General features: G+C 67.1%; 22 protein-coding genes and 1 pseudogene. 6 read left to right on the top strand and 17 right to left on the bottom strand.

What is annotated here, in order from left to right; all coding sequences use genetic code 11:
* Window positions 1–4: 4 nt before the first annotated feature.
* The 10 genes from ACI2JZ_RS07110 to ACI2JZ_RS07065 form a co-directional block, all read right to left on the bottom strand.
* Entirely contained in the window at window positions 5–532 is a 528-nt protein-coding gene (locus tag ACI2JZ_RS07110) for a hypothetical protein (RefSeq protein WP_404597016.1), read from the bottom strand.
* Window positions 502–894, bottom strand: coding sequence for a helix-turn-helix domain-containing protein (locus tag ACI2JZ_RS07105; RefSeq protein ID WP_404597015.1), 393 nt, complete (start codon window positions 892–894; stop codon window positions 502–504). Before ACI2JZ_RS07105 ends, ACI2JZ_RS07110 begins: the two co-directional genes overlap by 31 nt.
* Window position 895: 1 nt before the next feature.
* On the bottom strand, window positions 896–1783 hold the full coding sequence (locus tag ACI2JZ_RS07100) for an aldo/keto reductase (protein ID WP_404597014.1): 888 nt from the start codon (window positions 1781–1783) through the stop codon (window positions 896–898).
* 147 nt (window positions 1784–1930) lie between these two features.
* Window positions 1931–2965 (bottom strand): zinc-binding dehydrogenase, encoded by a 1035-nt coding sequence (locus ACI2JZ_RS07095; RefSeq protein ID WP_404597013.1) that lies wholly within the window; start codon window positions 2963–2965, stop codon window positions 1931–1933.
* A gap of 52 nt (window positions 2966–3017) precedes the next feature.
* On the bottom strand, window positions 3018–4148 hold the full coding sequence (locus ACI2JZ_RS07090) for a PQQ-dependent sugar dehydrogenase (RefSeq protein ID WP_404597012.1): 1131 nt from the start codon (window positions 4146–4148) through the stop codon (window positions 3018–3020).
* Window positions 4149–4168: 20 nt separating this feature from the next.
* Window positions 4169–4834, bottom strand: a complete 666-nt coding sequence (locus tag ACI2JZ_RS07085) for an SDR family NAD(P)-dependent oxidoreductase (RefSeq protein ID WP_404597011.1) — start codon at window positions 4832–4834, stop codon at window positions 4169–4171.
* Window positions 4835–4872: 38 nt separating this feature from the next.
* The gene (locus ACI2JZ_RS07080) at window positions 4873–5232 is read right to left on the bottom strand and encodes a cyclophilin-like fold protein (protein WP_404597010.1); all 360 of its coding nucleotides are present in this window, start codon (window positions 5230–5232) and stop codon (window positions 4873–4875) included.
* A gap of 176 nt (window positions 5233–5408) precedes the next feature.
* Window positions 5409–5753: a carboxymuconolactone decarboxylase family protein gene (locus tag ACI2JZ_RS07075; protein ID WP_404597009.1), complete on the bottom strand. Its 345-nt coding sequence runs from the start codon at window positions 5751–5753 to the stop codon at window positions 5409–5411.
* Complete coding sequence (locus ACI2JZ_RS07070) at window positions 5750–6199, bottom strand: cupin domain-containing protein (RefSeq protein ID WP_404597008.1); 450 nt, start codon at window positions 6197–6199, stop codon at window positions 5750–5752. The genes ACI2JZ_RS07075 and ACI2JZ_RS07070 overlap by 4 nt, the downstream gene beginning before the upstream one ends.
* A 44-nt stretch (window positions 6200–6243) precedes the next feature.
* Window positions 6244–7500 carry a multidrug effflux MFS transporter gene (locus tag ACI2JZ_RS07065; protein ID WP_404597429.1) on the bottom strand — a complete coding sequence of 419 codons (1257 nt, stop codon included), beginning with the start codon at window positions 7498–7500 and terminating at the stop codon, window positions 6244–6246.
* Window positions 7501–7636: 136 nt separating this feature from the next.
* On the opposite strand from ACI2JZ_RS07065, the gene ACI2JZ_RS07060 reads away from it, so the two are divergent.
* Complete coding sequence (locus ACI2JZ_RS07060; RefSeq protein WP_404597007.1) at window positions 7637–8338, top strand: SDR family NAD(P)-dependent oxidoreductase; 702 nt, start codon at window positions 7637–7639, stop codon at window positions 8336–8338.
* 92 nt (window positions 8339–8430) lie between these two features.
* Window positions 8431–8745 (top strand): annotated as a pseudogene (locus ACI2JZ_RS07055) (helix-turn-helix domain-containing protein); the annotation flags it as partial.
* Window positions 8746–8953: 208 nt separating this feature from the next.
* Here the strand turns inward: ACI2JZ_RS07055 and ACI2JZ_RS07050 are convergent.
* The 3 genes from ACI2JZ_RS07050 to dnaB all read right to left on the bottom strand — a co-directional run bounded on the left by ACI2JZ_RS07050 (window position 8954) and on the right by dnaB (window position 12451).
* Window positions 8954–10078: an XRE family transcriptional regulator gene (locus ACI2JZ_RS07050; protein ID WP_404597006.1), complete on the bottom strand. Its 1125-nt coding sequence runs from the start codon at window positions 10076–10078 to the stop codon at window positions 8954–8956.
* On the bottom strand, window positions 10071–10754 hold the full coding sequence (locus ACI2JZ_RS07045) for a hypothetical protein (RefSeq protein ID WP_404597005.1): 684 nt from the start codon (window positions 10752–10754) through the stop codon (window positions 10071–10073). The genes ACI2JZ_RS07050 and ACI2JZ_RS07045 overlap by 8 nt, the downstream gene beginning before the upstream one ends.
* A 350-nt stretch (window positions 10755–11104) precedes the next feature.
* Complete coding sequence (gene dnaB, locus ACI2JZ_RS07040; RefSeq protein ID WP_247624751.1) at window positions 11105–12451, bottom strand: replicative DNA helicase; 1347 nt, start codon at window positions 12449–12451, stop codon at window positions 11105–11107.
* Window positions 12452–13029: 578 nt separating this feature from the next.
* Between dnaB and ACI2JZ_RS07035 the strand changes: the two genes are divergently transcribed.
* From ACI2JZ_RS07035 to ACI2JZ_RS07025, 3 genes are all read left to right on the top strand, one after another.
* Window positions 13030–14070 carry a hypothetical protein gene (locus ACI2JZ_RS07035; RefSeq protein ID WP_404597004.1) on the top strand — a complete coding sequence of 347 codons (1041 nt, stop codon included), beginning with the start codon at window positions 13030–13032 and terminating at the stop codon, window positions 14068–14070.
* 107 nt (window positions 14071–14177) lie between these two features.
* Window positions 14178–15761 carry a chaplin family protein gene (locus tag ACI2JZ_RS07030; RefSeq protein WP_404597003.1) on the top strand — a complete coding sequence of 528 codons (1584 nt, stop codon included), beginning with the start codon at window positions 14178–14180 and terminating at the stop codon, window positions 15759–15761.
* Window positions 15762–16135: 374 nt separating this feature from the next.
* On the top strand, window positions 16136–16624 hold the full coding sequence (locus ACI2JZ_RS07025; protein ID WP_404597002.1) for a hypothetical protein: 489 nt from the start codon (window positions 16136–16138) through the stop codon (window positions 16622–16624).
* A gap of 271 nt (window positions 16625–16895) precedes the next feature.
* Here the strand turns inward: ACI2JZ_RS07025 and rplI are convergent, their stop codons facing one another.
* The 4 genes from rplI to rpsF are packed head-to-tail and all read right to left on the bottom strand — an operon-like array spanning window position 16896 to window position 18554.
* On the bottom strand, window positions 16896–17348 hold the full coding sequence (rplI, locus tag ACI2JZ_RS07020; protein ID WP_247624087.1) for a 50S ribosomal protein L9: 453 nt from the start codon (window positions 17346–17348) through the stop codon (window positions 16896–16898).
* Window positions 17349–17359: 11 nt separating this feature from the next.
* Window positions 17360–17614 carry a 30S ribosomal protein S18 gene (gene rpsR, locus ACI2JZ_RS07015; protein WP_017829850.1) on the bottom strand — a complete coding sequence of 85 codons (255 nt, stop codon included), beginning with the start codon at window positions 17612–17614 and terminating at the stop codon, window positions 17360–17362.
* 59 nt (window positions 17615–17673) lie between these two features.
* Window positions 17674–18180 (bottom strand): single-stranded DNA-binding protein, encoded by a 507-nt coding sequence (locus ACI2JZ_RS07010; RefSeq protein WP_050723584.1) that lies wholly within the window; start codon window positions 18178–18180, stop codon window positions 17674–17676.
* A gap of 5 nt (window positions 18181–18185) precedes the next feature.
* The gene (gene rpsF / locus ACI2JZ_RS07005) at window positions 18186–18554 is read right to left on the bottom strand and encodes a 30S ribosomal protein S6 (RefSeq protein ID WP_029264265.1); all 369 of its coding nucleotides are present in this window, start codon (window positions 18552–18554) and stop codon (window positions 18186–18188) included.
* A 202-nt stretch (window positions 18555–18756) separates the two neighbouring features.
* Here rpsF and ACI2JZ_RS07000 point away from each other — a divergent pair, with 202 nt between their 5' ends.
* Window positions 18757–19467 carry a hypothetical protein gene (locus ACI2JZ_RS07000; protein WP_404597001.1) on the top strand — a complete coding sequence of 237 codons (711 nt, stop codon included), beginning with the start codon at window positions 18757–18759 and terminating at the stop codon, window positions 19465–19467.
* Window positions 19468–19510: the final 43 nt, after the last annotated feature.

Raw genomic sequence — 19510 nt, 5'->3', positions numbered from 1 at the left:
AAGGTCAGGGATGGTCGACGGGGACGTCGCCGCGCTTGGCGTTCGTCGCATCCGTCGGTGTGAGAGCACCGAGCAGCGTCATGCCGTCCGCCGTGGGCGAGTTCGGTTCGTAGGTGTAGACGAGCATCGTGAGACCGCGTTCGGTGTTCAGGTCGAAGCTCTCGTAGGCGAAGTCGAGGCGGCCGACTGCGGGGTGCCGGTATCGCTTCGACCCGCGCTGATAGCGGATGACATCGTGCTGCGCCCAGAGCGCTCGGAACTCGGCGCTCTGTGTGGAGAGCTGGCCGACGAGGCGGATGAGGTCATCGTCATAGGGGTCGCGCCCTGCTGCCTGGTGCAGGAGTGCGACCACGTTGCGCTTTCCGCGCTCGTGGTCGACGTAGAAGTCGGCAGCACGGCTGTCGAGGAACTGGAATCGGGCTCCGTTGAATGCGCCCTCTGCGAGGTCGGTGCGTGACAGGCCGTAGAGGGCTGCGCCCATGGTGTTGGCCGCGACCACGTCTAGGCGGGGGTTCTGCACGATCGCGGGCACCGTGAGCGCGTCGAGGACGGCCTGTGTGCTGGGGCTGATGCCGGTGCGGGGGTCTGGCGCGGTGTGCGGCGGCGTGGGGTTGTGGTGACCTCCACAAGATTGAACAGGTGGTCCCGTTCGATCTCATCCAACTGCAACGCGCGCGCGATCGCTGCGAGCACCTCGCGAGACGCGCCACGGGTGTTGCCGCGCTCCAGTTTCGCGTAGTAGTCGGTACTCACCCCGGCGAGGAAGGCGACTTCTTCACGGCGCAGACCGGGTACCCGTCGATGGCCCGTGTAGGCGGGCACACCCGCCTGCTCGGGGCTGATCCGGGCACGGCGGGAGACCAGGAAGCTGCTTACTTCGTCCGGTGTTGACATGTCAGGCAGCGTCGATGGTGAGATCGATGACCTCGGGCGTCGCGTCATCCGGATCGATCGCTCCTCGCCGGCCGGTGTCGAGACCGTCGATTGCCGCGAGGTCGGCCTCGGTCAGCTCGAAGTCGTAGACGTCGAGGTTCTCGGCGATTCGCGCAGGCGTCACGGACTTCGGGATGGCGCTGCGGCCGTTCTGCAGGTGCCAGCGGAGGATGACCTGCGCGGGCGTTTTCCCGTGCGCCGTAGCGATGCCGCGGATCGTTTCGTTCTGCAGCGGCGGCACTGCCCCGTTCTCGCCGGCCCACCCGTACACGCCGCCGATCGGTGACCACGCCTGGGTCGTGATGCCGAGGGCCTTGTGTGCGGCGATCTGGTCGGGCTGCTGGAAGTTCGGGTGCAGCTCGACCTGATTCACGGCGGGCACGATCTCCGCCTCGCGCATCAGTGCAGTCAGGTGTTCGGGCTTGAAGTTCGCCACACCGATGGCGCGTACCCGGCCCTCGGCGAGAAGGTGTTCCGCGGCCTTGTACGCAGCGATGGTCTGAGTCCAGTTGGCCGGCCACGGCCAGTGCAGCATGTAGAGGTCGAGGTAGTCGACACCGAGCTTCGCAATGCTGGTGTCGAACGCGCGCAGCGTGTTGTCGAAGCCGTAGTCCGTCATCCACAGTTTGGTCGTGAGGAAGATCTGGCTGCGCTCGACGCCCGATTCGAGGATGCCCCGACCCACTTCGCGTTCGTTGAAGTAGCCGGCGGCGGTGTCGATGAGGCGGTAGCCGGTCTGCAATGCGCTGGTGACAGCAGCCGTCGCGTCGTTCCCCTCGCTCAACAGCACTCCCAAGCCGATGGAAGGGAGAGCGAGTCCGTTGTTCAGGGTGATGGTCTGGTGGGACATGACGTTCCTCTCGTTCGCTATCGAGTCAACTCGGCTGTGGCGGAATGGGGAAGGGGTGCGTCGTGACGTGGTCCACCAGACCACCCCAGCAGGCGTCATGGCACCCGGTCCAGCTGGATCGGGTGCCATGCCCGGGCGCTCGGAGCGTCAGGGGCGGATGAGGACCTTGAGGGCCTCGCGCGCGTCCATGAGCCGGTATGCTTCGGCGATGTCCTCGAGGGGCATCTCCCGGTCGAAGACCTTGCCCGGGTTGATGGTGCCGTCGATGACCTGCGGAATGGCGGCCTCAAGATAGGCGCGGACGGTCGCCGGCCCGCCTGTAAGCGTCGCGTTCTTGCCGAACAGTGACGCGAACCCGACCGCAGCGTCCTCATACTGGGGCACGCCGACGCGAGAAATCACCCCTCCGGGGCGGACGATGCCGTATGCCTGCTCGTAAGCGGGCATGTGACCGACCGCTTCGAGGACGACGTGAGCACCCTCGCCGCCGGTGAGGGCGAGGACCTTCGCGATGCCCTCTTCGCCGCGTTCGGCGACCACGTGCATGGCGCCGAACTCGCGACCGAGGTCGGTGCGGGCGGTGTGGCGGCCCATCAGAATGATGGTCTCAGCGCCGAGCTGCTTGGCGGCGAGCACGGCCGAGAGGCCCACCGCACCATCGCCGATCACCGCGACGGTCTTGCCCGACTCGACGCCTCCGCGCAGGGCGGCGTGGTAGCCGGTGAGGTACACGTCCGAGAGTGTGAGCAGGGACGGCATGAGCGCTTCGTCGGTTCCGGCGGGGACGGCGACGGCGGTGCCGTCGGCGTAAGGGATCCGAAGCTTCTCGGCCTGGGTGGCCGACGGCGCGGCGTCGAAGAACCCACCGTGGACGCAGGAAGTGGTGATCCCGTCGCGGCAGAACGCGCAGGTGCCATCAGACCAGGCGAACGGCACGATCACGGTGTCGCCGACGTTGAGGGTGGTGACCTCGTCACCTATCTGCTCGACCACGCCGATGGCCTCGTGGCCCATGTGTCGGCCCTCGGGTGTGTCGCCGAGGTCGTGGTACGGGTGCAGGTCGGACCCGCAGACGCAGGCGTAGGTGACGCGGATGATCGCATCCGTGGGCTGCTCGATGGTGGGTTCGGGGACGTCGACGACGCGGACGTCACCGGCGGCGTACATGAGTGTTGCGCGCATGATGTGCTTCTTTCTGGGTCCGTGGGGGCGTGGATGCGCCGCCCACTTGGGGTCATGGCTGGGTGGTGAGGGGGACGCTGAGGAGCCGGTCGTCTCCGTCGCGGGGGCCGGAGCCGTAACCGTCGGTATTGCTGGTGAGGAACCACAGCTGCCCGTCGGCGGCCTGGGTGACGTGTCGGATACGCCCGTACGTGCCGCTGTAGTAGTCGGTCGATGTGCTGGGGTCGGCCACGGGAACGGCGCGGAGGGTCTGCCCGCGGAGGTTGGCGATGAACACCGAGCCGCCCGCGATCGCGATGCCACTGGGGCTCGCGTCATCCGGGTTCCACTGCTGCACAGGCTCGATGAAGTCGCCGTTGCCGGCGATGCCTTCGACGGTGGGCCAGCCGTAGTTGCCGCCGGGGGTGATGATGTTCAGTTCGTCCCAGGTGTCTTGTCCGAACTCCGCAGCGAACAGTGTCCCGTCCTCGGCCCAGGCGATGCCCTGGGGGTTGCGGTGTCCATAGCTGTAGGTGAGCGAGTCGGGGAAGGGGTTGTCGGCCGGTACGCCACCGTCGGGAGTCATCCGGAGGATCTTCCCGCCGAGGCTCTGCCGGTCCTGGGCGGCGTTGCGCTGTCCAGCGTCGCCGGTGGTTGCGTACAGCATCCCGTCGGGGCCGAACGCGATCCGACCACCGTCGTGATAGCTCGCCGCGGGGATGCCGTCGAGGATCGTCTCACCATCGCCGAGCGCGAGAGCGCCGGCTACTCCGGTGAGGGGGAACCTCTGGATGCGGTTGCCGTCGCCTCCGGTGGAGTAGACGTAGAGTCGTCGCTGGTCATCGACGGCGATGCCGAGGAGACCAGACTCGCCCTGCTGCACCACTCCCGGAATGGTCCCGACGACGCGCGTGGTGTCGCCGGCAACCTCGAGGATGTTCGCGGTGTTTCGCTCGCTGATCAATGCCGTTGCTCCGTCGAAAGCGATCGACCACGGCGTCACCAACCCGGTGGTGACCTCGACAGGATCACCTTGCGGGGCGACCGCGACCGCCGGAGCGGATGTCACTGAGGCGGACGGAACCGGCTGGGTGGTTCGGGTGGGGCTGGGGCTGGCCGATGTCGCGGCACAGCCGGAGAGCATCGCAGCCGTGGCCGCGCCGGCGAGGATCGCAAAGGTGAGCCGAGATGGAATATGTGTCATGCGAAGTCTCTCCGGAGGGTTCAGGCGTCGAGGTCGTCGGCGTAGCGGCGGAACTCGCCCGGATTCGTGTGCATGTCCCAGAGGAGCCCGGCGAGCACGTCGGGATCATGAGTGGGGTCGCCCGGGGTGATCCCGCGCGGGATGATCAGTTGCGCGACGTGAATCCGTTCGGGGTGCAGGGTGTCGTGCAGCATCTGCCCATAGGCACTCTGCCCGGCGAATGCGATCGATGTTCCGGCGACGGCCGCGTTGGGTCGGGCGGCGCTGCCGCCGTTGACGAACAGGATGCTGCCGACCCCGAGTGACCGCATGCCGGGCAGCACCTGACGCACTGCCGCCACGGGCGCGTAGATCGAGAACTCCACAGCACCGGTCAGGTCCTCCGCGGTGGTCTCCAGGACGGGACGAAGGAACTCTTTCTGCGGCAACGGGTTGTAGGTGAGGACTTCGATAGCGCCCAGTTCCTGTGCCGCACGGTCCAGGGCGGTGCGGATGCTCGCAGCGTCGCGGACGTCCGCTGTGTATCCGCGCGCGGTGATCCCCGTGACCGTGAGGTCGTGCGCGAGGGCGTCCAGCCGTCGCTGGTTGCGGGCGAGCACGGCGACGTCATGCCCCTCGCCGCCGAATCGGCGTGCGATCGCGGCGCCGAGTCCGGGGCCTGCTCCGATGATGGCGATGGTGGTCATGAGGTGTGCTCCCTTTTCGTGGCGGATACGGGCGTCGCTCAGTCGACGATTTCGACGGTCACAGAGCCTTCGAGTAGAGCGAGCTGATCCTCGGTCGCGTTATAAGTGCCGATGTGGAGGGTGGCATCGGAGTAGTCGATTCCTGATGCGTCGTAGTAGAAGCCGAGGTTCCCCCAGGGCGTGAAGTAGATGAGGTCGCCGTCTTCGGGATCGGAGCCGGGTGAGCCTTCGTAGTTCAGTTCGCGAGGGAGGTAGGAGATCTTTTCCTTGCCATTGAATTCCTCGAAGGTGAGCTGTGTCGGCAGAAGGGAGAGGAAGTCGCGGACACCCGGGCTGTCTTCCCCGATGGTGACATCGACGCTGGTGCGATCGGAGGTGAAGCGCACGACCGTGCCCACGATCGGTGCAGGTTCCTCGGCCACTGCGGCTGAAGGTGGTTCCGCGGTGGCGGGAGCCGTGGGGGTCGCCGAGGGGACGGGTGGGTCTGCGGGCGTCGCGTTGGGGGTCGGGGCGCATGCGGTCATCGCGGCGATCACGAGCACGCCCACAACGGCGTGAAGCACTCCGGGACGTTTCATCGGCGTTCCCCGTCCGTGTCATCACTACCGGTGAGGGTGGTGCGTGCGGTGGTGATCGCGGACATCGCGCGCGGCCACCCGGTGTAAAAGGCGAGGTGGGTGATCGCTTCGACGATCTCGGCCTTCGTGAGTCCGTTGCGCTGCCCGAGGGAGAGGTGGAAGGGGAGCTGTTCGGTATTGCCGCCGGCGACGAGCGCGGCGATGGTGAGGAGGCTGCGGTCGCGCGCGGCCAGCTCTGGGCGCTCCCAGACGTCGGCGAAGAGAACATCGTCGGTGAGGGAGACCAGTTTGTCGGCGAAGCCACCGAGTAATTGCTGTGCGGAAGACTCGTGTGCGGTCATGACTTCGCTCCTTCGGGCGTGCGTCCTTCGTAGTCGGCGTCGGGGGTGCGGCCTTCGTAGTCGTCGTCGGTGATGTGTTCTTTCCACGTCGTGGTGGTGGCCGGGTCGTCACCGTTTTCGAGCATGGCGATGTGTTCCATGAAGGTGGCCCCGGCGGCGGCGTGCCAGTGGTCTTGCCCGGGCCGGGTGTAGAGGGTCTGCCCGGGATGGACCTCGATGATCGTGCCGTCTCGGTCGCCGAAGCGGGCGATTCCCTGGGTGACGCGGAGGTACTGCCCGCGAGCGTGGGAGTGCCAGGCGGTGCGGGCGCCGGGCGCGAACTTGACGACCGCGACGGACATCCGCTGGTCCGTTTCGTGGGGGACGGCGATCATGTCCACCCACACGTCCCCGGCGAACTGCTCCGGTGGGTTCTTCGCGGTCGGGGTAACGGGTTCGATGTTCACGATGACTCCTCCTCAGGGGTGGCGGACGAGAACCGGTGTTCTTTTCAGCTGGCGACGCTGGTCCCCGTGGGGACTGCGATCGAGGCGGCGGGCGCAGACGGGGTGCGCTTGTGGGCGAGCAGGAGGTAGGCGGCGCCTGCGAGGAGCACTGCGACGGTGGTCACCACGCCGAGGGGAAGGATGCTGAGGGCGCCAGCAACCCCGACTAACGGTGCGGCGATCCCACCGAACCCGAACCGGACCATCCCGAGCAACGATGATGCAGTGCCGGCCATCTGCGGATAGTGAACGAGCGCAAGGGTGGTGGCGGGGGGTGAGGAGATCGCGACACCGCCTGCAAGGAGGAACAGAGACACGATCACCACCCAAAGCGGCATCGCGGTGAGCCCGGAAGCGAGCAGTCCCAGGGCGCCGACACCGGCGATCAAGATGCCGGCGCCGAGCGTGCCGCTGATGCTCCACCGTTCTGCGGCGCGGCCGGCGAGGTACCCGAAGGTCATGAAACCGGCGGAGTTGAGCCCGAAGGCGAGGGCATACCCCAGCGGGGACAGCCCGTAGATGTCCTGCAGCACGAACGTCGAACCGGCGAGATACGCGAAGAGCGCCGCGTAAAGAAACCCTTGGTTCAGCACGGCGCCGACGAACACCCGGTCCGAGAGCAGATTGCGGAAGTCGCGCATCGTCTCCGTGAATCCGCCGGTCGTTCGCCGGTCGGCCGGGAGCGTCTCGGGGAACAGCACCAGTGTGATGAGAAGGATCCCGGCGCCGATGACGGCGAGGAAGATGAACAACCCGCGCCAGTCGGTGACCGTGTTGAGCAGACCGCCCAGGAGTGGCCCGATGATCGCGGCGAAACCGCCCACCACGGTGAGTCGTCCGTAGAACCGGATCAACGCGCCGCCGGTGTAGATGTCGCGGCCGGCGGCTTGGGCGATGACGATCCCGACCCCGCCGGCCAGCCCCTGCACGAACCTCGCCCCGATCAGCAACTCCACCGTGGGGCTGACGGCGCAGAGGGCGGAGGTGAGGACGTACGCGATGATGCCGATGCACAGGATGCCGCGGCGTCCGAACCGATCCGACAAAGGACCGGCGATCAGCTGCCCGACGGCGAGCCCGATCAAACATGCCGTCACGGTCAGTTGCGCCACCGAGGTGATGGCGCCAAGGTCCGCAGTCAACGCGGGAAGAGCGGGGAGGTAAAGGTCCATCGAGATCGGGCCGAACACCGTCAGCAGCAGGAGCAGTGTGGGCAGAATCCGGCTGGAGCTCAGCCGTCGCGGCACGATCTGTTCGGTCATGCCAATAAGACTCACCTCTCTCCGCGCCGCTGGGGAGTCCCTGATGAGGGGCGTACTGACAGGGAACCCTTCACCGATGGCGATTAGCGGAGGATTGAAGAAAAGCAGTCCGCAACCTGGAGCAGAAGGAACATTCTTGGCACTGATCTTCGTCACCGGCTCGTCAACCGGCCTGGGACTGAATACCGCCGCCGCCCTGTCCGCCGACGGCCATGATGTCGTCGTCCATGCACGCACCACCGCCCGGCTCCCGCACGGTACGTGGTACGGAACCGTGATCGGTGACCTCTCCGACCCGGTGCAGACGGTGCGAGCCGGGCAATCAGCCAACGAGTACGGTCGGTTCGACGCGGTCATCCACAACGCGGGCGCGCTGCACCCGCCGGACGCCGTACGCGTCAACACGATCGCCCCGTACCTGCTCACCGCGGTCATGATTGCTCCGGCCCGACTGATCTACCTGAGCAGCTCGATGCACAGAGGCGGGTCCACCGACCTGACCGGCCTGCCTTCTGCCGCCGGCTCCTACAGCGACAGCAAACTCTGGGTCACCGCACTCAGCGCCGCAATGAGCACACGATGGTCTGGGACGACCACCCACGCCGTGGACCCGGGATGGGTGCCCACCCGGATGGGCGGCGCGGGCGCGCCGGATGACCTCACCGAAGGGCACCGCACGCAGACCTGGCTCGCCACCACCCCGGATGTCACCCCCGTTACCGGCGGGTACTGGCACCACCATCACACCCAGCACCCCGCCGCCGCGGCCAACGACACCCGATTCCAAGCGCGCTTGCTCATGGAGCTCGGAGACATAACCGGCGTCCCACTGCCCTGACCACGAGCCCGCACCGTCGCGCCGCGGTGGGGAGGCGATCGGTGCACTGATAGGGCATCCCACTCGGGGCTCCGTCGACCTAGCCTGAGGGTATGGACAATCGAGCAGAGGTCCGCGAGTTCCTCATGACCCGTCGTGCGCGCGTGTCACCCGACGCGGCCGGGATCCCTGCCGGGTCGAACCGGCGGGTCGACGGGTTGCGCCGCAGTGAGGTCGCCACCCTCGCCGGAGTCAGCGTCGAGTACTACTCCAAACTGGAACGCGGGGCCATCGCCGGCGCCTCCGGCGCTGTGCTGGAGGCAGTGTCCCGTGCGCTCCAACTCTCCGACGCGGAACACTCGCACCTGCTCGATCTCGCACGTAACGCGGACGGTATTCCCTCCTCGGGACGCAATCGCAGACATGCTCCATCGCACGAGCGACCTGGTGGTTGTCCCGGAACTCAGCAGCGGAATCGTTGAGGTGGGCCCAGACGGCGAGGCCTTCGACGAGGTTCCGAAGTTGGGCGAGGAGATTCTGCGACAGCAGGCCCCGGTCCGCGGGGATACTCGCGATGTTCTGACAGATTGCCGCGTCCGCGCTGCGGACCTGCTGCTCAACTGATGCCACTGAAGGTCAGTCCTCGTCGCCGACGATGCGCAGCACGGGACGTCGGTCCGGCTGGCCGAGTAGGTCGCGGACCTGCCCCGGGGCAAGCCGAAGCGCCTCCGCGAGAGCGGGGACTGCTGCGCCGTTATCGGCGGCGAGCTCGGCCGCCTTCTTTAGCAAGGTGGGAACTTCTCCGGGGTATGCGCTGGTCGGGTCCGCGGCCGGGTCTTCGACCGTCGCAAGACGCTGGTACGCGCGCCGCGCAGATGAATCGGTAGTGCGTCCGCGCTCGACCATCCGTCGCACCAGTGAGTGGGGTGATACTCCCCATGTCCTCCCGAGCCGGTCGAGGGCGAGGAGGTCGAGGCGTTGCGGAAGCGCCGCGTCCATCGACGGTGCTGGTGTCAAGAACGCTGCAGCAAATTCATCCGCCTCACGCTCGATTGCCGCGCTCTGCTCCCCTGTGTCCGCGTGCAGCAGTAGGTGCCCGATCTCATGGGCGATAGAGAATCGGTGCCGGAACACGTTTTCGCTGCGTCGAGGAGTGGTAATCACGACAGGACGGTCCACGATCACCACCGAGAAGGCATCGACCGCGTCGACTTCGCCGAGCGGTCGCACCGCAATCACGATGCCGTGCGACTCAGCCGTTGCCACTAAATGCTTGACCGGTCCGTCCGGGAGCTGCCAATGGCGGCGCAGGGTCGCTGCCGCGTCGGCCGGGCTCGTGCCCGGCACGACCTTGGGGAGGTCAACCTCTGGGAGCTTGACGTATCGTTCGAGCGCGAAGGTCAGCTCCCACACCAGCGTCGCCGTTGATAGTGCACGCTGCCGGTCGCTAACGCGCGCGGAGCGGAGGCTCCGGAAGTGCGCGTTCACGGTATCGATGCGCGCCAGTGGTCTGCCGACGCTGAAAAAATCGGGGCGCACGTTCAACGCCTCTGCCAGACGGTCAAGCACGTCGGGCCGTGGCGAGTTGATCCCTGCCTCGTATTGCCCGATCGCTGCTGCCGACACGCTCACCTCGCTTGCGAGATCCGTCTTGCTAATGCCCTGCCTGACACGAGCTTGGGTCAGACGCGCTGGCTCGAACCTGCCCAGGCCGACCGATGCCCCGGGCAGTTCGAACAAGCCGGGCCAGTTCTCACCCATCCGACGGCCGGTTCTGGGTCTGCAGTTCTACAGAGGGCGCGACAGGCGTGCCGCTGTCGAACGACTCGACGTCGACGTTGGCAGCCGTGGTCTCGGATGTTGCCTCCCAGATCATCTCGTCGCCGTGCAGGCGAACCGTGCCGCTCACATACTCAGCGACCGCCCACTCGATCGAGGTCAGCTGCCGGGGATTCGAGTGCACCTTGACGAGCACGACTGGCATGGCCTCGCCAGCGACACGCAGAGCGCGCTCGAATTCAACCTGCTCGCTCTTGTTACGGATTTCATCGCCGCCTTCGACGAAGCTTGATCCGAAAAGGTCGAGCGGCTGCCGCGCGAAGAAGCCGTTCATGCGCGTCTTGCTGGACGCGAACCCGCTCACCGCATCTGGCGTCGCAGGCACGCGCCACACAAACACCAGGCAGCCGTTGACGATCGGGAGCCGGTACCCGGCGGGCGTGAGCTTATAGGGCTGGAACCCACGATCCTTGAACGCATCAACGGTGTCCTCGAGAAGATCCCGCCACTGCCCGCCGAATCCGATTGCGTACCGGGTAGCAGCGGCCTCGTGCGCCTCCGTCGCTCGCTCATGCCGAGACTGCACAACCTCAACCAAGAGATCTCGAGCGTCGGCAGCATGCGGGCCGAGAGCATCGGTCGGCGAATTCGGAACCATCGGGCGTGCCTCCTCAGAAACGCTCTAGAGGAGCGGGAGCCACTCCGTCAGCAAACTTTAGTATGACACACATATCGCGCACTAAAGCTTCAGATGCGTGCCGGTGTGTCTCCGCGCGTGGCCATCTGTCGCTAACGCGAAAGGAAGGCGAACGCGCAGTCAGTCTGCTGCCACCTTTGAGAGGTTCTGGCCCAGCCGCCCGGATAAGACTCCTGAGGACAGACAACCCGCACAGCCTGCGCATAAGCCAATGCCCTTGCAAACTTTTCAGACGAGAGCCTGGACTTGTCAAGATTGTCATCTCTGGACAAGTGCGATGGGAATTTGACCTGTTCAGCGGGAATTTACACTCAGTTGAAGTCCCCACCCGGGGCCATGTCCATGAAGCGTGAGTAGTGCCCCTGGAACGCCACCGTGATCGTGGCGGTCGGACCGTTACGGTGCTTGGCGACGATGAGGTCGGCCTCGCCCGGACGCACGTCCTTGTCGTAGACGGAGTCGCGGTGCAGCAGGATCACCATGTCGGCATCCTGCTCGATCGAGCCCGACTCACGCAGGTCGCTGATCGCGGGCTTCTTGTCCTGACGCTGCTCCGGACCACGGTTCAGTTGCGACAGGGCGATGACGGGAACCTGCAGCTCCTTGGCGATGAGCTTGAGGCTTCGCGAGAACTCCGAGACCTCCTGCTGGCGCGACTCGACGCGCTTGCCCGAGGTCATGAGCTGCAGGTAGTCGATGATGACCATGCGCAGTCCGGCGCGTTGCTTGAGGCGACGGCACTTGGCGCGGATCTCGACGAGCGTCATGTTGGGGCTGTCGTCGATGTAGAGCGGGGCGTCGTTGATGCGCCCGCGGGTCGCCGCGACGGTCGTCCAGTCGCGGGGGTCGAGGGTTCCCTTGCGCATGTTCTGCAGCGGGATCGCGCCCTCGGCGCTGAGCAGACGCATCGCGATCTCGCTCTTACCCATCTCGAGCGAGAAGAAGATCGACGGGAAGTCGTGACCGATCGATGCTGCGCGCGCGAAGTCGAGCGCGAGCGTCGACTTACCCATGGCGGGTCGGGCGGCGACGACGATCATCTGCCCACCGTGCAGGCCGTTGGTGAGTTCATCGAGCTCACGGAATCCGGTCGGGATGCCGGTCATCGAACCGTCGCGGCCGTTCGCGGCCTCGATCTCCTCGATCGCGGCGTCGACGGCGTTTGTGAGGGGAACGTAGTCCTCGGCGGTCTCGGTTCCGGTGACGGAGTAGATCTCGGCCTGCGCGTTGTTGACGATGTCGGTCGCATCGCCCTCACCCGCGTAGCCGAGCTGCACGATGCGGGTTCCGGCGTCGACCAGGCGGCGCAGGATCGCGCGCTCCGAGACGATGCCGGCGTAGTAGCCGGCGTTGGCCGCGGTGGGGACGATCGAGGTGAGCGAGTGCAGGTAGTCGGCACCGCCGGCCCGGCCCAGCTCGCCCGTCTTGATGAGCTCATCGGTGACGGCCACGACGTCGGTCGGCTCGCCGTGCGAGTAGAGCGAGAGGATCGCCTCGAAGATGAGCTCGTGCTTCGGCACGTAGAAGTCGGCGCCCTTGAGCGTCTCGATCACATCGGCGACGGCATCCTTCGACAGGAGCATGCCGCCCAGTGCACTCTGCTCGGCGAGCAGGTCGTGGGGCGGGGTGCGCTCCGGTCCGCGCGGGCTTCCGCCCATGCGCTCTTCTGAGATGTCGGCGATCGACACACTGCTCCCTTCGCTGCGACGTTCTGCGGTACCGCGACACCCGGGACCTGGGGCGTCGTGCTGTCGTCCGGGCCGAGAACGGCCATCTGCGCAGCACATCACGGACTTCCGACATTGGGTCGCTCGCCCACGCTACGAGCGGCGTTATCCACACGCAACACGGCCTGTGGATAACTCTGTGGAGAGCGTGCGAACAAGTCCGGAGAGTCTGTGCACAACGCATGTGGATAACCCGGTGGAGTACCCCGAGTTCAAACTTTCTTTTTCGCCTGGACCGGGGGTTTCCTGTTTCCTCACCCTGTGGATGAGAACGGGCTTCAACTGCACATTTAAGGTTTGTTCATCTCGAAGACACATGTGAAGAACTTGGGGAAAGTCAAGCCGGAGTTTCGCCGGGCGCGTCACACGGCGACACGCGCGGAATCCTGCGGAAGGTGTCATCGGATCGGCGCGAGATGGTATGGACATCGCGATATACCGGGAGTATCGTCACCCGGTATCGACGCAGAGCGCGTCGGAACGATCGTCTTTCGGAGGGGGAAGTCGACGTGAACGCTCGAGCAACCCGTCGCGGCGTACCCGCGATCGCCCTGTGGGGCGGTCTGGGAGCGCTCGCGTGGGCGACGATCACCGTCCTCACCGGCGGCGGATCCGCTCAGGCCGACGAGCAGAAAGACCCCTCCCTTCTCGGAGAAGTGTCGTCCCTCGTCACCGGCACCGTTTCCACGGTCGGCGACACCGTCACCGCCGTGACCGAGCCGATCGTCACCCAGGTCGTCGCGCCCGTCGTGAACCAGGTCGTCGCCCCGGTCGTGCACGACGTGGTCGTTCCGGTTCCCGAGACCGTCCCCGCCGTCGTCGAAGACGTCACCGACACGGTCGCCGAGGTGCCCGTCGTGGGAGATGTCGCGACCCCTGTCGTCGAGACCGTCACCGACACCGCACAGGCCGTCGTCACCCCGGTGGCCGACCTGCTGCAGGACGCCCCGGTGTCGCAGATCGTCGATCCCGTGCAGGATGCCGTCGCCGCACTGCCGGTGGTCGGCGGGCTGCTCCGCGACCTCGGCGTCACGAAGCTCCTCGACGATGTGACCGGTGTCGTGGACGACACCACGGGCATCGTCGGCGAGGTCGTCGAGAGCACGGTGCCCCCGGTGCTGGTCGGGCTCGACCCGACCGAGTCGCTCCCGCCCGTCGTGCTTCCGCCCGTCGTGGTCCCCGATCCCGGATTCGCGGCCGTTCCGACCGTGGTGCCGGTGGAGGCTGCGGGCGCCACCGCCGTGTCGACGCTCACGCCCGCGCCCCGGCATCCGCTCGACGAGTCTGCGCTCTCCGCGCCCGTCGATGCCCTTGCTCCGGCCACCACTGCGTCCGCGTCCGGCCATGCCTCCGGCCCCGCCACGGCTCCTCTCGGCGGGCCGCTCGCACCGTCTTCCTCCGCCACTTCCGGCGGAGCATCCGCTGTCTCTCCCGCCGGTCTGACCGACGCGGGAGTTCCCGCGCTCCGTGCCGAGGAGCGCACCTCCGGCGCATCCGACGACGTCCTGCCGACGTCGCTGGTCGCCGACACCGACGTCTCCCCCGACTGACGGGTCGTCACGTCGTCCCCTCGAGGACGACAGATGCCGTGCTGCGCGCGCACATCTTCGCGCGCACCCACATCAGACACCCCAGTCCAGTCAAGGAGAAAGTCATCATGCGTACTTACCTCAAGCGGGCCCTGTGGGGAACGCTTCTCGCCGGCGGGATCACCCTGCTCGGCGCAACGGCCGCGAACGCGGCAGACACCTCGGGAGACGACAGCGTCCTCTCGGGCACCCAGGTCGAGGCTCCGGTCTCGGTTCCGGTCACGATCGTCGACAACGCGATCTCCCTGCTCGGAGACTCCTCCGCGCAGCAGGCTCCGGCCACGGCACCCGCACCTGCGCCTGCCCCGGCACCAGCCCCCGCCCCGGCACCGGCGCCGGCGGCCACGACGAACGGCGACTCCGGCACGGCATCCGGATCGCAGGCCGTCGTGAACGTCACCGTTCCGGTGACCGTCACCGACAACTCCGTCAGCCTGCTCGGCGACTCGTCGAGCGAGCAGGCGGCGGCGCCCGCCGAGGCTCCGGCCCCGGCTCCCGCCGCGCCGGCCCCGTCGGTCACCACGACCGGCGTCGACGGCTTGCTCTCGGGCACCCAGGCGCTCGTGCACGTCGACGTGCCGATCACCGTCGCGGGCAACGCGATCTCCCTTCTCGGAGACAGCGAAACCGCAGGTCAGGATGCCGCGGCACCGGCACCCACGACCGCACCGACGGATGCCGTCGCCCCGAGCACGTCAGGTGACGACGCTATCGCGGGCGGCACCCAGGTGATCGCGCCGATCTCTGTTCCTGTCGACGTCTCGGGCAACGCGATCTCCCTTCTCGGAGACAGCGATGTCGCGGGTGGCGACGCGGCACCGGCGGCACCGGCAGCACCGGCAGCACCGGGTGAGTTCACGGCGCTTCCGGCACCGTGGACGAGCACGTCCGGCGATGACGGAGTTCTGAGCGGTAGCCAGGTCACCGCCCCGATCACCGCACCCATCGACGTCACCGGCAATGCCATCTCCCTCACGGGAGACAGCGACGTCAGTGGCACGACCGGCACCGGCACGGCCGCGGGTGCCCCGACCTCCGGCAGCACCACCACCGGAGACGACGGCATCCTCGGCGGCACCCAGGTCACCGCCCCGATCACCGCCCCCATCGACGTCACCGGCAACGCCATCTCCCTCACCGGAGACAGCAACGTCAGTGGCACCACCGGCACCGGCACCGGCCCGGGCGCCCCCGCCACCGGCAGCACCACCACCGGAGACGACGGCATCCTCGGCGGCACGCAGATCGGCCTTCCGATCACGCTGCCGGTGACGATCGGCGACAACGCGATCTCGGTGATCGGTGACAGCACGGTGACGACCCCGACCGGCACGGACCCGGGAACCGATCCTGGGACCGACCCCGGCACGGACCCCGGCACGGATCCCGGCACGGACCCCGGCACGGATCCTGGCACCGACCCTGGCACCGACCCCGGCACGGACCCGGGAACCGACCCCGGTGTGACGCCGGGTACGGACGCCGGAGTCGGACCGAGCTCGGGCGGCACGATGGCCGCGGGCATGGCGACCTCGTCCGGAGGAGCTGACGCCCTCGCCACCACGGGTGGCGCGGCGTCGCTCGCCCCGGTGTTCGTCGCGGTTCTCCTGCTCCTGACGGGAGCGGGCCTGCTGCGCCGTCGCACGGCGTAACGCGGACCCCGGTGGTCCGGCGCCCTGGAGGGAGGAGGCGCCGTACCACCGGCGCGCCGCGTCGCCGAGGGAGCGACGAGTTACCCCCGGGTCCCCAGCCCGGCGTCGACCTCCGACGCGGCTGCAAGGGCGGATGCCCCGTGCCCCCAGCACGGGGCATCCGTCGCGCCCGTTCACAACTCCGGGAACGGACCAGGCATCGAAGCCCGCGGGCGCGTATCGACCGCATCCGATCGAAATCTCCGGAGTTGTGAACCGTGGCGGCTCCCGCCCACCCCCGACGGTGCGCTCGGAACCATCTCCGCGCGCCATAGACTCCAGGCGGAAGACGTCTCCGCGACGGTTGCGGACAGGAATGGGGCAGGTGGTGAACGATGGTGGACGACCGGCACATTCGCCGCGGCACCCTGCGCGGGGCGCGCACCTTCACCGTCCCGACCGACGCCGTGCCGATGGTCCTCCGCGCACTGGACCGCGCGATTCCCGCCGCACATTTCCGCGCTCGCTCGGTCGACACGGCGACGGGTGCAGTGCGCTACTACCGACGGGGATCTCTCACAGCCGATGTGCTGTTCGGAGGGACCGGGCTCTCGCTCGTCACGCGCCGCATCGGATCGCTATCCGCGCTCGGTGTGGTCGTGGTCTGGGCGGGCGAGCAGGATGCCGCCACGACTCGGGTCATCGTCTCGCTCGTTCGGGGACACGAGGTGGGAGCGGAGTTCGTCTCGGCGCTCGACGAGGCCGTCGGCGCGCTGCAGCATCTCGGTCTGCTCCTCGGTGACGGGGGATGGTCGCGGGCGGTGGACGTCGACCCGGACCTGCCCGTGCACCCGTCCCGCGCCGCCGAGCTCGGCCTCCGTTGACGGAACCGACCCTTCACAGCTCCTCGAATCCGTTCATCTGCCCCGGTATCGCCCGTCCTCGCGCTCTCGGGCTCGCCTCTTGAGAACTCATGCACCGCGCATGTGCACTAACTCAGGAAGAACCGCACCGAACTCCCCCGAATCAGCCCGAAACCACCCCCAAGCCCGCGCTTTTCCTGAGTTAGTGCACACCCCTCCCATGCCACCGCCCCCGGAAACGCCGAACGCCCCCTGTCCCGAAGGACAGAGGGCGTTCGAACGGTGTCGCGAATTACTTCGCGGCGACGACCTGCAGCGTGATGACTGCGGTCACGTCGTCGTGCAGACGAACCGTGGCCTCGTGGTCACCGGTCGACTTGATCGGCGAGGTGATGTGCACCTTGCGCTTGTCGATCGAGCCGAGGCCCGCAGCGGCGACGGCGTCTGCGACGTGCTCGGTCTTGACCGAGCCGAAGAGACGACCAGCGGCGCCGGCCTTGACGGCCAGACGGACCTTGGTGCCCTCGAGGGCGTTCTTCAGTGCGACAGCGTCGTCACGATCGTGGATCGCGCGTGCCTGACGCGCGGCCTGGATCGATGCGACCTGCTTTTCGCCACCACGGGTCCACGCCGTAGCGAAGCCCTGGGGGATGAGGTAGTTACGGGCGTACCCGTTCTTGACCTCGACCACGTCACCGGCACTACCCAGCCCGGCGACCTCGTTCGTGAGAATCAGCTTTGCCATCTCGATACCCCTTACCGGCCGGCGCCAGCGTAGGGCAGGAGCGCCATTTCGCGCGCGTTCTTGATCGCCGTGGCGATCAGACGCTGCTCCTGCACCGAGACACCGGTGATACGACGGGCACGGATCTTGCCGCGCTCCGAGACGAACTTGCGAAGGGTGGCGACATCCTTGTAATCGATGACTCCGACCCGGATCGACTTCGCGGGAGCGGTGGGCTTGCCACCCTTCCGCGGCTTGCGGCGGTCGCCGCTCGACTTTCCAGCCATGGTTTTTCCTTAGTTATGAGCGGATGCCGCCCCCGAAGGGGCGGATCCAGAAGTGTTGATCAGAACGGGGTGTCGTCGCCGAAGCTGCCCGGAGTGCTCCAGGCATCGGCGCTGGTCGACGAGCCGGGGGTAGACCACGGCTCCTCCGACACCTGCTGCTGCTGTGCGGGGCGAGACTGTCCTCCGCCGCCACCGCCGTTCGAGGCCGCACGGGTGACCTGCGCGGTCGCGTAACGGAGCGAGGGGCCGATCTCGTCGACCTCCAGCTCGATCGCGGTGCGCTGGTTGCCCTCGCGGTCCTGGTAGGAGCGCTGACGCAGACGGCCCTGCGCGATGACGCGCATACCCTTCGTCAGTGAACCTGCCACGTGCTCGGCGAACTCGCGCCAGACGGATGCGCGGAGGAACAGCGCTTCGCCGTCCTTCCACTCATTCGCGGCACGGTCGAAGTTCCGAGGCGTCGATGCGATGGTGAAGTTCGCCACCGGCAGCCCGTTCTGCGTGTACCGCAGTTCGGGGTCGGCCGTGAGGTTTCCCACAACGGTGATGACGGTTTCGCCGGCCATGGGACTTAGGCCTTCGCAGCCTTGGCGGCCTTGCGAGCAGCCTTCTCTTCGGAGCGCTTGGCTTCCGAAGCGACCATCGCCTGAGCCTCTTCCGAGCGGAGGACCTTGGTGCGCATGATCTGCTCGTTCAGCTTGAGCTGACGGTCGAGCTCCTGCGTGGCCTCGCTGGTAGCGGTGAAGTTGACGACGGCGTAGATGCCCTCGTTCTTCTTCTGGATCTCGTAGGCCAGACGGCGCTTACCCCAGATGTCGACCTTGTCAATCGAGCCACCATCGTTGGTGATGACCTTCAGGAACTTGTCGAGCGTAGGTGCGACCTGGCGCTCGTCGATCTCGGGGGTCAGAATGACCATGAGTTCGTACTGGTGCGTCACTTACCCACCTCCTTCGGACTAGAACGGCTTCCGAGGATTTCTCGAAAGCAGGAGGGTGTGTGAACGTGCCTGCCAGAAGGCAGACAACCTGGACAGTCTAGCGGACGCAACCCTGAGCTTCCACCGCGCGTGACTCTCGCCCTTTGGCATGCTTGTCTGCGGTGGCCGGTGACCGTCATCGGCCACGTGAAGGGGGGACGCCATGCGCGTCAACATGTGGAAGGCCGGAGCCGTCATCGCCGCCGCGATCCTGCTGGCAGGATGCTCGGCACCGAGCGGGAATGGCAACGAGAGCAAGCCCAGCAGCTCGAGCAGCTCCTCGTCGTCGGAGGAGACGTCGACGGCATCCGACTGCCCCGAGCTGAAAGAGGGCGAGACGATCGACATCGCCGACCTCAGCACCTGCTCGGCTGACCGGATGAAGGAATCCGCCGGTTATGCGGCCACGTCGACCACCATGGGAATGGTCTCGACCGCGCGCTACGACTCGGCCAACGACGCCACCGAGGTCATCTCCGACATGGGCTCGATGATCATCATCGGCGACGACACCTGGGTGAAGAGCCCGACCAGCGAATGGCAGGCCGCCGACCCGAACGCCAGCGACCCCGTGATCGCTGCGCTCAGCACGGCCGCGCAGAACGCCGCGTCGCTCGATCCCGCCACGGCGGCCGCCGCTCTCTCGGGCGAGTTCACCGTGACGGGCACCGGCGAGCGCCTCGGCCAGAAGGTCTACCTCGTCACCGGTACCGCTGAGACGCAGGGAGTCGAGGTCGACGCGACCTTCGAGGTCACCGCGGACTACATCATGCTCGCGACCTCGACGAAGACCGAGGTGCAGGGTCAGGCGATCGAGTCGGTCCTCGAGATCACCGACTGGGACGTGAAGCAGGACATCGTCGCCCCGATCTGATCGGCGACGAGGAAGGGCCCGGCATCCACCACGGATGCCGGGC

The sequence above is a fragment of the Microbacterium sp. NPDC087868 genome, assembly GCF_044900755.1.
Lineage (GTDB): Bacteria > Actinomycetota > Actinomycetes > Actinomycetales > Microbacteriaceae > Microbacterium > Microbacterium galbinum.
The sequence above is the reverse complement of the archived record's forward strand: the minus strand, read 5'-3'. Positions and strand labels throughout refer to the sequence as shown.

Excerpts from the sequence above, each read along its gene's own strand:
- rplI (WP_247624087.1), bottom strand. The coding sequence starts at position 17,348 with ATGGCAAAGCTGATTCTCACGAACGAGGTCGCCGGGCTGGGTAGTGCC.
- ACI2JZ_RS07030 (WP_404597003.1), top strand. The coding sequence starts at position 14,178 with ATGCGTACTTACCTCAAGCGGGCCCTGTGGGGAACGCTTCTCGCCGGC.
- ACI2JZ_RS07105 (WP_404597015.1), bottom strand. The coding sequence starts at position 894 with ATGTCAACACCGGACGAAGTAAGCAGCTTCCTGGTCTCCCGCCGTGCC.
- ACI2JZ_RS07075 (WP_404597009.1), bottom strand. The coding sequence starts at position 5,753 with ATGACCGCACACGAGTCTTCCGCACAGCAATTACTCGGTGGCTTCGCC.
- ACI2JZ_RS07045 (WP_404597005.1), bottom strand. The coding sequence starts at position 10,754 with ATGGTTCCGAATTCGCCGACCGATGCTCTCGGCCCGCATGCTGCCGAC.
- rpsR (WP_017829850.1), bottom strand. The coding sequence starts at position 17,614 with ATGGCTGGAAAGTCGAGCGGCGACCGCCGCAAGCCGCGGAAGGGTGGC.
- ACI2JZ_RS07010 (WP_050723584.1), bottom strand. The coding sequence starts at position 18,180 with ATGGCCGGCGAAACCGTCATCACCGTTGTGGGAAACCTCACGGCCGAC.
- ACI2JZ_RS07000 (WP_404597001.1), top strand. The coding sequence starts at position 18,757 with ATGCGCGTCAACATGTGGAAGGCCGGAGCCGTCATCGCCGCCGCGATC.
- dnaB (WP_247624751.1), bottom strand. The coding sequence starts at position 12,451 with ATGGGCGGAAGCCCGCGCGGACCGGAGCGCACCCCGCCCCACGACCTG.
- ACI2JZ_RS07100 (WP_404597014.1), bottom strand. The coding sequence starts at position 1,783 with ATGTCCCACCAGACCATCACCCTGAACAACGGACTCGCTCTCCCTTCC.
- ACI2JZ_RS07050 (WP_404597006.1), bottom strand. The coding sequence starts at position 10,078 with ATGGGTGAGAACTGGCCCGGCTTGTTCGAACTGCCCGGGGCATCGGTC.
- ACI2JZ_RS07065 (WP_404597429.1), bottom strand. The coding sequence starts at position 7,500 with ATGACCGAACAGATCGTGCCGCGACGGCTGAGCTCCAGCCGGATTCTG.
- ACI2JZ_RS07095 (WP_404597013.1), bottom strand. The coding sequence starts at position 2,965 with ATGCGCGCAACACTCATGTACGCCGCCGGTGACGTCCGCGTCGTCGAC.
- ACI2JZ_RS07025 (WP_404597002.1), top strand. The coding sequence starts at position 16,136 with ATGGTGGACGACCGGCACATTCGCCGCGGCACCCTGCGCGGGGCGCGC.
- ACI2JZ_RS07090 (WP_404597012.1), bottom strand. The coding sequence starts at position 4,148 with ATGACACATATTCCATCTCGGCTCACCTTTGCGATCCTCGCCGGCGCG.
- ACI2JZ_RS07085 (WP_404597011.1), bottom strand. The coding sequence starts at position 4,834 with ATGACCACCATCGCCATCATCGGAGCAGGCCCCGGACTCGGCGCCGCG.